Consider the following 13,642-nt stretch of genomic DNA (forward strand, 5'->3'; position numbering starts at 1 on the left):
ATCAATCCAATAGTAATCCTTTACGTCTCACCCACAAGTGGGCAAATACCATGTTGGGCACCCAGCAAAGCCAGGCCACAATCTTGTAGGCAATCAAGAACTCACCAAAGGTCAATGTCAGTAACGGCAACCAAATACGAAGTGTTACCGCTGCAAAACAGGCCGCATAGCTGTAAATCATCATTCCCTGATGCAAGGACAGGTCTTTTTTTCTGATGGCCGTGTATGCCCGTCCTGTGGTGTACAACCAAATCAGACCCAGACCAATAAACCCAAGTGAAGGGATAATTCCTCCCGTTGCATAAAAGCCCAAATATACTCCGCAGACTCCACTGATCATGGCTGAACCCACATACACCTTTCCCAAGGTTCGATGTAGGCTAAGGTGTTTGGAACGCAAGCTTTTGCTAAACTGCGACCATCCCATCAACAAGGCCAAGCCTCCAAAGGAAATATGCCCGTAGAAAGCTATACGCCAAATTTGATTGGCCAAAAGCTCCTTGGTTTTCCCGGCCAGAAGACCAAAATCCCCAGAAGCAAAAACATAGGACAAGGGGTATAGTCCAATACCAATGGCCAATAAAGCGAATACCATCCAAGCTACCCTGTTTCTAACCGTACCGGCCATACCTTTTGATTTTCAGGTAGGTAAGTTATCGAATATTTGGTTGAAAAAACAAGAATCAAAAACCTAAATCGTTATATACAGTGATGAACCGGCCATTGTGCCTCCCAAATCCTATCATCATGAAAATAATATTACTCTTGATCACCGTACTTTTTTCGTCTATGGCGGTAACCAGTTGCACCAATGAAGAGGGCGAAACCGAATTTGATCATATCACTCCTGATGAGGAGCAACAGACTCTACTGAAAAGTATGGAGGCCGAAAATGTGAATTAGGCCTCTTTGGTCTTGTGCCTTTCCCTGGCCAAAAGGGTGTTCTTCAACAACATGGCAATGGTCATGGGGCCCACTCCTCCAGGAACCGGGGTGATGTAGGATGCTTTTTTACTTACATTTTCAAAATCGACATCACCGGTGATGTAATACCCTTTTTCCTTGGTTTCATCAGGAACACGGGTAATGCCCACATCGATGACCACTACGCCGTCCTTGACCATATCTGCCTTAAGGAAATTGGGGACTCCCAATGCCGAGACCACAATATCGGCTTGTAAGGTAATCGATTTAAGGTCCTTGGTCCTACTATGGGTCAAGGTTACCGTGGCATCGGCTGCCTTTCCTTTCTGACTCATCAAAATACTGATGGGCCTTCCCACAATATGGCTCCTACCGATCACTACGGCGTGTTTTCCAGAGGTGTCCACATCGTATCGGCGCAGTAGCTCCATAATACCAAAGGGAGTAGCCGGAATGAACGATTCCATATCAAGCGCCATTTTACCAAAATTGGTGGGATGGAAACCGTCCACATCCTTATTGGGGTCAACGGCCAACAATACCTTTTCCTCATCAATATGTTTGGGCAGGGGCAACTGAACAATATATCCGTCAATATCCGGATTGGCATTAAGTTCCGCTACCTGCTTCAATAGGGCATCTTCCGTGGTGTCTTCGGGAAGGTGGATCAAGGTGGACTCAAAGCCTATTTTTTTACAAGAACGCACTTTACTGCCCACATAGGTTAGGCTAGCGCCATCATTCCCCACCAAAACAGCGGCCAAATGGGGTACTTTTTCCCCTCTTTCTTTCATCTGGGCCACCTCAACGGCGATCTCTTCTTTGATTTGGTTTGATATTTTCTTTCCGTCAAGGATTTCCATGGTCTGGTTTTGGTTTTTTTGGTAATTAAATAGTGGTTCTATTGTCTGATTTCAGATATCTGATTTCCGAAGTCTAGTGTCTGATAAAATTATCGCATGTTCTGCATCATCTGCATCATCTTCTTGCCGCCTCCGCCTTGCATCATCTTCATCATTTTGCTCATTTGGTCAAACTGTTTCAGCAATTGATTGACTTCTTGGATGGAAGTACCGCTTCCCGCAGCAATACGTTTTTTCCTGCTGGCATTGAGTTTTGAAGGTGTAGAGCGTTCATCAGGCGTCATGGAATGGATGATGGCCTCGATATGTTTAAAGGCATCGTCATCAATATCCAAACCTTTTAGGGCCTTTCCCGCACCGGGAATCATTCCCATAAGATCTTTCATGTTCCCCATGCGCTTGATCTGCTGAATCTGACTTAGAAAATCATCAAAACCAAACTTGTTCTTGGCAATTTTCTTTTGGATTTTACGGGCCTGCTCCTCATCGAACTGCTCCTGGGCACGTTCCACCAAGGAAACCACATCTCCCATTCCCAAAATACGGTCGGCCATCCTTGAAGGGTGAAAAACATCAATGGCCTCCATTTTTTCACCGGTACCGATGAACTTGATGGGCTTGTCCACCACGGACTTGATGGAAATGGCAGCACCCCCTCGGGTATCACCATCCAGTTTTGTTAAGATGACCCCATCAAAGTTGAGCACATCGTTGAAGGCCTTGGCCGTATTCACCGCGTCCTGACCTGTCATGGAATCCACTACAAAAAGGGTCTCCTGGGGCTCAATGGCTTTATGGATGTTGGCAATCTCGGTCATCATCTGTTCATCCACGGCCAAACGGCCAGCGGTATCCACGATCACCACATTGCAACCCAAACTTTTGGCGTGTTTTATACCGGCCTTGGCTATGGCCACGGGATCATTGTTCTCCCGATCGGAATATACCTCGACCCCTATTTGCTCCCCAACTACATGCAACTGGTCAATCGCGGCGGGACGGTACACATCACAAGCCACCAATAACGGCTTTTTGCTTTTCTTGTTTTTAAGGTAATTGGCCAATTTTCCAGAGAAGGTGGTCTTACCGGAGCCTTGTAGACCGGACATCAAAATCACGGATGGGTTTCCTGACAGGTTGATATCCTCGGCATCGCCCCCCATAAGCTGCGTAAGCTCGTCCTTGACAATCTTGACCATAAGTTGGCCGGGCTGCAGGGTGGTCAATACATTCTGACCCAATGCCTTTTCCTTTACGGTATTGGTAAATTCCTTGGCTATCTTAAAGTTGACATCGGCATCCAAAAGGGCCCTACGAATTTCCTTAAGGGTCTCCGCCACATTGATCTCGGTAATCTGCCCATGTCCTTTGAGGACGTGGAGCGCCTTATCCAGTTTATCGCTTAAATTGTCGAACATGTTCTTACTTCAGTTTAAAAGAGGGACAAATTTAAGAATAATAAAAAAGAAAAGGACGGCTTTGGGGAGAGCCGTCCTTTTCAAACTAACAGATTGGGGTAATTTTATGGTTTTTCGAAGACCAATATCTCCGTAGAACTCTCTTGTTCGTGTACCAATTCAATTCTGTTGGCTTCCACCATGTTGATGTACCAGTCCTCGGTAAGTTCTCCCAAAGAGCCTTCTGCACCTAAATTCAAATAGAATTTCAGCACTCCATCATGGTTTCTCAACACCCTCCACAAGCCGGTATTTATCACACTGGCATCCATGGATACCTCTACTTGGTTCAGCGTGTCAAAATTAAAGTCCATGGAACTGTATTCACTGGTAATGTCCACACTATTTTCCTTGTATTGGGCCACCACCCATGGTCCACCCATCATGATGTTTCTGATTTCGGCCACGTCCTCATCATCGGCATTGTCATTACAGACCCGTTGCAGAATCAATTCATATCCAATATCCTCAACATCAAATTTGAGCCTATCATTGGCAAGGTCTCTTAAAGGCCATTCAAAGCTGACCCCTGGCTCATCACCCATAGTAATCATAAGCGACAAGACCAACTGGCTGTTAAGACCAATCTCCCAAGTACCTTCTGAAGTGGATACCCCATTGCTGAGGGTGACCACACCTTCTGCCATGAACTTGAATTCATAACCCAACAATCTTTCGATTTCCTCACCTTGGTTTTTCACCTTTTTGATGATCCACGAGCATTCACCCAGAATAGCCCTTAAAGTTTCAGGATCAGGTTGTTCGCCTAAATTGAGGTCGCATCGTTGTTTTAGGACAATTCTATTTCCTCCTTCAGCGAAGAGTTTGATCTTCCCTTCTCCTATTTCATAGACCACCCATTCCAAGTTAAAATCAACAAGGGTATCAAATTCCAAGGTCAGCAAGGGTCCATGATCGGACTGGGTTGTACTCCAAGTACCATTAATGGTATTTCCCGTGGCTACTTTTACAACTACGGAACCATCTTCAGCAAAAGTCATCAAGTATTCAAAATATTGACCGGTTTGGTCCACATCGTCACGAAGTACTTCTCGCACTTCCCATGGGCATTCCACCAAATAGGCATCCAAGCGCTCTTTGGTAAAATCATCATCGTTGTAATCATCATCATCGTCCTCGTCACAATCGTCCTTGGCATTGCTCAGGGCAGCGGCCAGTGCCGTATTGTTCTCGACAACAATTTCAGTACCGTCATATTTTTTCAGGGTAATAGGAAAGTCGATACTCACCAAGGCATTATCCTCAAGTTCTGAGAAGAACTTTCTCATTTGTTCATCGCTTTCAATCTTGACCTCCCCGGACAATTGGTTGTTCACATCAAAAGTGAAGAGCGTGATGGGGTAGACAAAATCGATACATTCAATATCATCATCGTCACCTCCTTCAAGGCATTCCCTGGCCATTTCTTCCAGTTGATCCTTGCTTTGGATTATAATTTCACTGTAATCGGAAAGGGTAATAGTGATTGGGAAAATGATATCCAAAATATCATCATCATCATCCAACTCATCAAAGATTTCTTCGATGGTGTGGAGATCCTCCTTTGAATCGATGGTGACCTGGATACCGTTCACCTCAACGGTATAGGGAAACTTAAGGGCAAAACAGCTGGCCCGATCCACAATATTGTCATACGAGCCATCTTGGGCGGATGTTTTTTGGATCAATTGGGCCGTGTTGGAATTGGCAATGATGGTTTCTTGTTCTTGGGGACCTCCAACTTCTTCGAACTCATCTTGGCAAGCGGTAAAATTTAGTGCCAAAAGAAAAAGGCCGGCGTAAAAGAAGTTGCTTATCAACTTTTTCATAACAATTTGAATTTTGGGGTTAGAATTCATTCTTAAAACAACTCCCTAAAAAAAAACCCTACCCTTTCTTAAATTTTTTAAAATATCTTTGAGATGGAAACAAACTTCTTCCCATGAGCAATGTTTGCGAAGACCACATCTTCAGTTCCTTATTCAAGGCCCATTCCAAAACGGTATTCAATTACATCTATTATAAGTTTGGCAATGCCGAAAAAGCGAATGATGCCGTACAGGAAGCTTTTGTAAAGCTTTGGGAGAATTGTGCCAAGGTAAGCCCGGAAAAAGCAAAATCCTATGTCTATACGGTAGCCAACAATCTGTATTTGAATGTGATCAAGGCCGAAAAAGTGCGGTTGAAGTATGCCAATGCTGTGGACGACCATTCTTCCAACCTCTCCCCAGAGTTCTTGATGGAGGAAAAGCAATACCAAGAAAAATTGGAAAGTGCATTGGCTTCCCTTCCCGAAAACCAACGCACCACTTTTTTATTGAATAGGATCGATGGAAAAAAGTATGCGGAAATTGCCGAGATGGAAGGGGTAAGCATAAAGGCTATTGAAAAACGGATGCACTTGGCCTTAAAAAGTTTGCGGGAACAAATAGATGGGATATGATACAATGGACAATTCACAATTAGCAATTATCATTAACTATTATTGAACATTGCTAATTGAACATTGTAAATTGAAAAAGTAGGGTTTTTTAAAAGAGTGTTGTTATAATAAGGTAAAGCATAGAAACCATGCAAGAAAATTACTTGGCAAAATGGCTTAGCGGAGAGCTTTCCGAGGAAGAGCTCGCGGAATTTAAAAAGTCCGACGAGTATGCTTCCTATCAAAAGCTCAAGGAGGTTTCAAGCACATTGAAAGCTCCTGATTTTGATATGGACCAAGCTTTTGAGCGCATCAACGAGGAGCGCATGGGCCAAACCCCAAAGGTCATTACCCTCAACCCGTTCAAAAAATTCCTGAAGGTAGCTGCTGTCATCGCTATTATGCTTGCCGGTTCCTATTTCTACCTCAACACTTTGGATGAATCCATCAGCACGCAATTTGCGGAACGTACCGAGGTGACCCTTCCAGACAACTCTGAGATTTTCCTCAATGCCGATTCCCAGATTTCTTATAGCAAAAAGAATTGGGACAAGGAACGAAACGTATCCTTGGACGGGGAAGCCTTCTTTAAAGTAGCCAAAGGAAAAAAATTCACCGTGGCAACAGACCATGGAACCATAGCGGTATTGGGCACCCAGTTCAATGTGGAAAACCGCAAAGGTGTTTTTGAAGTCACCTGTTACGAAGGCTTGGTAAGTGTTGTGTACAATGACCAAGAAACCAAACTGCCCGCTGGTGCTTCGTTTTTGGTCATCAACGGGAAATTAGTAGATACCTCCCAGCCCAAGGAAACCCAACCCTCTTGGATGAACAATGAAAGTAGCTTTGAGGGCATTCCGTTGGAATATGTGTTCGCCGAGTTGGAAAGACAGTTCAATGTCCAGGTAACAACTGAAAATGTGAATACTGAATTGCTTTTTACAGGCACTTTCAACAACACAGACCTCAATATGGCGTTAAAAAGTATAAGTACCCCCTCCCAAATCCATTACAAAATTGAGGGTGATAATGTACTTTTCTATGCTGGGAACACTCCGCAATAGCCAGTTCTGCCTTTTGTTGGGCTTTTTACTGTTCTTCCTTACCCTACCCGCCCAGGAAAAACAGCAAACCTCTATGGGCCTTATTCCCTACATAAAAAGCTTGGAGAATCGGTTCAATATCAAATTTTCATATCTCAATGAGGATTTGGATGATTTCTCCCTTATCGTTCCCGAGAACAAAGTCAGTTTGGAAGATATTTTGGACCATATCGAATCCAAATTCCAGATACGGGCAGAAAAACTCGATGAACGCTATTATACCCTGACCAAAAGTTCCCATGTATCCCTTTGCGGAACCGTATTGGACAACTTTGCCGAAAACACCATTCCAGGGGCCTCCTTGGAAATCTTGGGGACCCAAATAGCACAAACCACGGATGCCGATGGGAGTTTTTCCATGAACAACATACCTAGGGACGCCTCCTTGAAAATTCGATATTTGGGTTACCTCACCAAGTACGTCACCATTGAAGAATTGATCAGCCAAGGACCCTGTGCAAAAATCCTGATGGCCCCGCACTACGAACAATTGGATGAGGTCATTGTGTACAAATATTTAACCACTGGTATCATCAAAGAGCAAGATGGGAGCATTACCCTGAACACTGCAGAATTTGGAATCCTACCTGGGCTGATTGAACCGGATGTGTTACAGACCGTTCAAGCGCTGCCCGGCATAAAGAGTATAGATGAGACCGTATCCGATATCAATGTGAGGGGTGGCACCAACGACCAGAACCTCGTACTGTGGAACGGCATAAAAATGTACCAGTTCGGGCATTTTTTTGGGTTGATATCCGCTTTCAATCCCTATCTGACCGACATGGTGTCCGTTATAAAAAATGGGACGCCCGCCGCCTTCGGTGATGGCGTGAGCAGCGTCATCCAAATGGAAACCAATAACCACATTACCGATGGTTTTGAAGGTGGTGCCGGTTTCAACTTTATCAGTGGGGACATTTTTGGTCAGCTTCCATTGAACGATAAAGTCGGGCTTCAATTTTCTGCGAGACGCTCCACTACTGATTTTCTGAACACTCCCACCTACAGCAAATTCTTTGACCGGGCCTTTCAGGACAGTAAGGTCATCGACGAAAACAATGTTACCGTGGACGATAACATTTCCCGGAACGAGAATTTCTTTTTCTATGATTTTACCGGAAAACTGCTCTATGACCTCAATGACAATCACAAAGTAAGGTTCAGCGCCATCCACATCAACAACAATCTGGAATATGTGGAAACCGATGAAACCAATGACGAAACCACCCAGAGTATTTTGGAACAGACCAATATTTCCGTTGGCGGGCAATTACAAAGCCAGTGGAGCGATAGGTTTTCCACCAACCTTAACCTGTATTATTCCAGGTACAATTTGGATGCCCAAAGCATTTATGCCAACGAATTTCAGCAGTTGGAACAAAAAAACATTGTGGACGAAAGGGCCGTTAAGCTCAACACGGAGTATCAGTTCTCTGACCAACTGCAATGGACCAATGGTTTTCAATATATTGAAACAGGGATCATCAACCGGGCTTTTGTGACCCAACCCAGTTTTGATACCAACATCAAGGGCGTTATCCGTATCCATTCACCCTATTCCGAAATTGGGTACCGCACTTACGAAAACACATTCATTGGAAAGTTTGGTGCCCGGGTCAACTTTATCGAAAACCTGTACACGTTCAACAAACTATTGGTGGAACCGCGCATCAACCTCAACTTTAAGTTGGCCAATTATTTACGCGCCCAGGTCTTGGGGGAATTTAAAAGTCAGACCACCAACCAGATCATCGATTTGGAACAAAACTTTTTGGGGGTTGAAAAACGCCGATGGACCTTATCCAACGATGACACCCTCCCGGTAACGCAGAGCATGCAAGGTTCGGTAGGCATCAATTACGAAAAGAACAATTTTTATCTGGGTCTTGAAGGGTTTTATAAGAATGTGGATGGCATCAGCACCCGCACCCAAGGTTTCCAGAACCAAAATCAATTCAGTGGGGAAATTGGCAGCTATGACGTAAAGGGGATTGAGTTCCTCATCAATAAAAGAGGCGACCATTACAGTACATGGTTGAGCTATACGTACAACAAGAACGATTATACTTTTGACTCCATTGTACCCCACAGTTTCCCCAACAATCTGGACATCCGGCATACCATTACCTTTGCGGGCACCTACACCTACCAGAACTTAAAATTGAGTTTGGGGGTCAATTACCGGACCGGAAAGCCCTATACCGAACCCTTGGATGGGGACGAGGCCTTGGACAATTCTTTTTTCCCGGCCAGAATCAATTATAAATCCCCCAACAGCAGTCGTCTTCCCGAATATTTCAGGGCCGATGCCTCTGCCATCTATAGTTTTGACCTCACCCGAAGGATACGTGCCAATGCCGGGGTATCCCTCCTGAACATGACCAACCGAAAAAACAGCTTGAACCGGTATTACCGCGTCAATGATGAAAACCAGATTGAAGCCGTGGAAAGCGTTTCCTTGGGCATTACCCCCAATGTGAGTTTTAGGGTGAGTTTCTAGGCCAGATGGTCCAAATCAAGGTTGAACATCTTCTTGAGTGTTTCAAAGAGTGTTGGAAAATCCCTTTTAAAAAGTTCCGGGGTTTCCATAAAATTTTCACAGGCCACCGCAAAAAACTCCAGTATGTTCACCTTGGCATAGTCCCTAAAGTAACTGGTGGACTCCATCCGCGATATAAAACTTTCATCCGAGAGCATCCTTTGCATCCTTCGAAATCCAGCTTGAAATTTCAAGGACTCCCATGAATTCCTGCCTTTTGTTTCGTGGTACAGTGCATGTGAGAATTCATGAATTGCGAGGTTAACATTGTCATCCGATAGCTCAAAACCCTTTTCTAGATTGTCCGCAGCGAAAACAACAGTTTTAAGACCCACGTTGTACTCCCCAAGATGATGCTTCCTATTGATCAAGGAATAATATTCCGAGGGATAGATCACTATACGGTGCACGGACCTTCTAAATTTATAATTTCTCATTCCCAGCGTCAACAAACAACTTGCCGTACTGACCAAAAGTCTTAATTCCTGTTTATGACCAACAGGACCTCTAAAAGTAAAGTGCTTCCTTGTCCTGAACCAAGAAACCCTTGTGAATAAAATTTCACGCCGTTCCAAATCCAATCTATTGATCGAGGGGATTTTGGACTTGATGATAAAAATTTCCTTTGGGGTAAGTGGCTTTGGTCTATTAAAAGGATTTAGCTCATAAAGGTCAATGGCATAATTGACGATATAAACCAAATAGGAAAGTATAAAGAGAATACAGGCTATGGCTAATATGTCAACCCCAGTGACTCCCAAAACTACATCCGCTCAGGAACATCTATACCCAATAGTCTAAAGGCGGACTGGATGATTTCCCCCACTTTTTGGGACAGCTGTACCCTGAACTGTTTTTTGGTTTCATCGGGCTCGCCCAAAATGGATACCTGCTGATAAAAGGAATTGAACTCTTTCACCAAATCGTAGGTGTAATTGGCAATAAGGGCAGGGCTGAAGTTTTCCGCAGCCAACTGAACCGTTTCAGGAAACTGCTGGATTCCCTTCAACAACTCCTTTTCCTTTTCATGAAGGGAAAAGGTCATGTCGAGCGCAGTCGAGACATCAAAATTGGCCTTTCGGAGTATGGATTGAATCCTCGCATACGTATATTGGATGAACGGTCCCGTGTTGCCCTGAAAATCCACAGACTCCTCCGGATTGAACAAAATCCGTTTTTTGGGGTCTACTTTCAGGATGTAATATTTTAAGGCACCCAACCCAATGGTCCGGTACAATTGATGTTTTTCTTCCTCCGAATAGCCTTCCAGTTTGCCCAACTCGGCCGAAATGGCCTCTGCGGTCTCCTCCATGTTGGTGATGAGGTCATCCGCATCCACCACGGTGCCTTCCCTACTCTTCATCTTGCCACTGGGAAGGTCCACCATACCATAGCTCAAATGGTACAATTGTTCCGCCCAAGTATATCCCAATTTCTTCAGGATGAGGAATAGCACCTTAAAGTGATAGTCCTGCTCATTTCCAACGGTATAGACCATCCCGTTGATATCCGGAAAATCCGTGACCCGTTGGATGGCGGTACCAATATCTTGGGTCATGTAGACCGCGGTACCATCGGAACGCAATACGATTTTCTCATCCAATCCCTCATCGGTAAGGTCGATCCACACACTGCCATCTTCTTTTTTAAAGAAGACCCCTTTCTCAAGCCCATCCTTGACCACATCACGACCCAACAGATAGGTATCGCTTTCATAGTAGAGTTGATCAAAATCAACACCAAGGTTTTTATAGGTGGTATCAAAACCGGCATATACCCAAGCGTTCATTTTCTTCCAAAGGGAAACCACCTCGGCATCACCCGCTTCCCATTTACGGAGCATTTCTTGGGCTTCCAACAAAATGGGGGCTTCTTTCTCGGCTTGGTCCTTGGCCATTCCATCAGCGACCAACCCGTCAATCTGTTCTTTATAGGCTTTGTCGAATGCCACATAGTATTTTCCTACCAAATGGTCCCCTTTCAAGCCTGAGGATTCAGGGGTTTCCCCATCACCAAATTGTTGCCAGGCCAACATGCTTTTGCAGATGTGGATGCCCCGGTCGTTGATGATCTGGGTCTTGTACACTTTCTTTCCCGAAGCTTTTAAGATTTCGGCCACGGAATACCCCAATAGGTTGTTTCGGATATGCCCCAAATGCAACGGTTTGTTGGTATTGGGTGATGAATATTCCACCATCACGGCATCTTTGGACCCCGCTTCGGCATAGCCATAGTTTTTTACGTCCTTGATGTTGTTGAAAAAATCGAGATAGTAGCCATCTTCGATAACGACGTTCAAAAAGCCCTGCACCACGTTGCACTTGGCCACCTCGTCCACATGCTCCTGCAAATAATCCCCGATTTGGGTGCCAATCTGTACAGGGTTCCCTTTGATGTGGCGCAACAGGGGAAACACCACCACGGTGATATCCCCCTCAAAGTCCTTTCGGGTAGGTTGAAATTCCACTGTGGGAAGTTCCACTTGGTACAGTTCTTTTACGGCCGCAATGACCTTCAGGCTCAAATCGTTCTGCAAACTCATCTCTAAAGCATTTCAGCCCGCAAAACTACACATTTTTTTGCGCTTTTGTCACAGGATTCCTTTCCCCAAGCGTAACACATACACACATTTTTGAGTATTTTTAAGCATGCTTCTGAACGTCTCTTACTCCAACAAGGACATCACCCGAAAAATTGACGAGTCGGTAGGCAAGCCTTTTCCCTTAAGGGAAAGGTTCTCCATGGGCGGTATTGGCTCCCCAAAACTCTTTATCACAGAAACCAGCATGGAAATCCAGAACCTGCTCATTTTGGACAACAACCTCAACACCTGCAACATAGAACTGCGACCCAAGGGCATCATTGTGCGGTTCCGTTCGCTGTTGGAAACCTACGGGCTCATTATCCCCTACTACAAACTGACCCTGTACAAAGGCGAAATGGCGGTGCATTCCATTCATATGGACCATCATTTCATCAAGGTCATGTCCGACACCAAGGCCGTTCAAAAGTTCTTTAAGAAGCTACTGGACCAGAAAGCAAACAACGCACCAACCTCTATTGAAGACCTATGAGTTTGTTTACAAAAAATCCGAGAGTCGACATAAAGCCCTCGCACATTGATCAAAAATTGCACCGTGCGGGATGGATGGTCGTGGCCTTCAATACGGTTTTGGTCCTTGCGGTCTACATGGACCTGCCGGAGACCATCCCCACCCATTTCAATTTTCAGGGCGAAGTGGACGGGTACGGGCATAAATCCACCCTTTGGGTGATTCCCATCCTCAGTGCTGTGCTACACCTGATCATGGGGCTTGTTGTCATGAAACTGAAACCGTGGCTTATGAACTATCCGGTCAAGGTCACCGAGGAAAACGCCCCCAAACTCTATCCGTTGGCCCTTCGTATGCTTGCAGTGATGAACTTCTGTTTTGTGATAGGCTTTTTGATCACCACCGGGATCATCCTCCTAAAACTCAAGGGCTGGGTAGACACCTTGGAAGTGAAACTTTTGATCGCCCTATGGGTATTCAATGGATTTCTACCGCTTTACTATGCCTATAGAATGGTAGTGGTGGCAAGAAAAGAGGTCTAGGTTCAATTCGAGTAAATCCGTGTCATTCGTGTCAAACCAAAAAAAAACGTCATTTCGACATGAGATGCAAAGCATCGATTGAGAAATCCCAACTAACCCATAGATTTCTCACATTCGTTCGAAATGACAGAAGACATTGGAGAAAATCCGCGTAATTCGTGTCAAAAACCAAAAGAGATTTCTCGACTGCGCTCGAAATGACAACAACAGGCAAAACGTCATTTCGACATGAGATGCAAAGCATCGATTGAGAAATCCCAACCAACCATAGATTTCTCACATTCGTTCGAAATGACAAATGCATTTGTGAAAATTCGTGTCATTCGTGTCAAACCATTACGCGTTTTGTCATCTTGAGCGCAGTCGAAAGGTGGACAAAACATCTCGACTGCGCTCGATGTGACAAAAAAAGCAAAACGTCATTCCGACATGAGTCCCGAAAGCGGTCGGGACGATTGAGAAATCTGAATCCAAAAAGAGATTTCCCACAACTCCTTCGACTTCGTTCAGGACAGGGCTCAGAATGAAAAGTGATAGGACCATAACCATTCTCACTGTTATTCCCGCGCAGGCGGGAATCCACCAGCCCAAAACAAAATGGATTCCTGCTTTCGCAGGAATGACATAGAACATTCGAGTAAATTTGTGCCATTCGTGTCAAACCAAAAAGAGATTTCTCGACTGCGCTCGATGTGACAAAAAAAGCAAAACGTCATTCCGACATGAGGTGCAAAGC

The 13,642-nt window shown here is 44.7% G+C and carries 12 protein-coding genes; 6 read left to right on the forward strand and 6 right to left on the reverse strand.

Translation table 11 applies throughout. From position 1 onward, the window contains the following. Position 1 precedes the first annotated feature (1 nt). A complete protein-coding gene (locus tag F8C76_RS08675; RefSeq protein ID WP_152131318.1) occupies positions 2-628 on the reverse strand; it encodes a DUF2306 domain-containing protein in 627 nt (208 codons plus the stop codon). 119 nt (positions 629-747) lie between these two features. On the opposite strand from F8C76_RS08675, the gene F8C76_RS18710 reads away from it, so the two are divergent. Further along, entirely contained in the window at positions 748-903 is a 156-nt protein-coding gene (locus F8C76_RS18710) for a hypothetical protein (RefSeq protein WP_165357278.1), read from the forward strand. On the opposite strand, the gene folD is transcribed toward F8C76_RS18710, so the two are convergent. The 3 genes from folD to F8C76_RS08690 form a co-directional block, all read right to left on the reverse strand. Further along, entirely contained in the window at positions 900-1,787 is an 888-nt protein-coding gene (gene folD, locus F8C76_RS08680) for a bifunctional methylenetetrahydrofolate dehydrogenase/methenyltetrahydrofolate cyclohydrolase FolD (protein WP_152131319.1), read from the reverse strand. The two genes, F8C76_RS18710 and folD, sit on opposite strands and share 4 nt — an antisense overlap. Before the next feature lie 89 nt (positions 1,788-1,876). Then, positions 1,877-3,205, reverse strand: a complete 1,329-nt coding sequence (gene ffh / locus F8C76_RS08685; RefSeq protein ID WP_152131320.1) for a signal recognition particle protein — start codon at positions 3,203-3,205, stop codon at positions 1,877-1,879. A 104-nt stretch (positions 3,206-3,309) separates the two neighbouring features. Further along, entirely contained in the window at positions 3,310-5,073 is a 1,764-nt protein-coding gene (locus F8C76_RS08690) for a hypothetical protein (protein WP_152131321.1), read from the reverse strand. 113 nt (positions 5,074-5,186) lie between these two features. On the opposite strand from F8C76_RS08690, the gene F8C76_RS08695 reads away from it, so the two are divergent. The 3 genes from F8C76_RS08695 (at position 5,187) to F8C76_RS08705 (ending at position 9,272) form a co-directional block, all read left to right on the forward strand. Continuing rightward, positions 5,187-5,687, forward strand: coding sequence for an RNA polymerase sigma factor (locus F8C76_RS08695; RefSeq protein WP_152131322.1), 501 nt, complete (start codon positions 5,187-5,189; stop codon positions 5,685-5,687). A gap of 128 nt (positions 5,688-5,815) precedes the next feature. Then, positions 5,816-6,730 (forward strand): FecR family protein, encoded by a 915-nt coding sequence (locus F8C76_RS08700; protein WP_152131323.1) that lies wholly within the window; start codon positions 5,816-5,818, stop codon positions 6,728-6,730. Further along, the gene (locus F8C76_RS08705; RefSeq protein ID WP_152131324.1) at positions 6,708-9,272 is read left to right on the forward strand and encodes a TonB-dependent receptor; all 2,565 of its coding nucleotides are present in this window, start codon (positions 6,708-6,710) and stop codon (positions 9,270-9,272) included. Before F8C76_RS08700 ends, F8C76_RS08705 begins: the two co-directional genes overlap by 23 nt. Here the strand turns inward: F8C76_RS08705 and F8C76_RS08710 are convergent. Then, positions 9,269-10,012 carry a zinc-dependent peptidase gene (locus F8C76_RS08710; RefSeq protein WP_170284003.1) on the reverse strand — a complete coding sequence of 248 codons (744 nt, stop codon included), beginning with the start codon at positions 10,010-10,012 and terminating at the stop codon, positions 9,269-9,271. The genes F8C76_RS08705 and F8C76_RS08710 overlap by 4 nt on opposite strands. 62 nt (positions 10,013-10,074) lie before the next feature. Then, on the reverse strand, positions 10,075-11,853 hold the full coding sequence (gene argS, locus F8C76_RS08715) for an arginine--tRNA ligase (RefSeq protein ID WP_152131326.1): 1,779 nt from the start codon (positions 11,851-11,853) through the stop codon (positions 10,075-10,077). A 106-nt stretch (positions 11,854-11,959) separates the two neighbouring features. Between argS and F8C76_RS08720 the strand changes: the two genes are divergently transcribed. Then, complete coding sequence (locus tag F8C76_RS08720) at positions 11,960-12,385, forward strand: hypothetical protein (RefSeq protein ID WP_152131327.1); 426 nt, start codon at positions 11,960-11,962, stop codon at positions 12,383-12,385. Beyond that, entirely contained in the window at positions 12,382-12,906 is a 525-nt protein-coding gene (locus F8C76_RS08725) for a DUF1648 domain-containing protein (RefSeq protein WP_152131328.1), read from the forward strand. Before F8C76_RS08720 ends, F8C76_RS08725 begins: the two co-directional genes overlap by 4 nt. Positions 12,907-13,642 lie beyond the last annotated feature (736 nt).

The organism is Flagellimonas olearia (assembly GCF_009184425.1).
Lineage (GTDB): Bacteria > Bacteroidota > Bacteroidia > Flavobacteriales > Flavobacteriaceae > Flagellimonas > Flagellimonas olearia.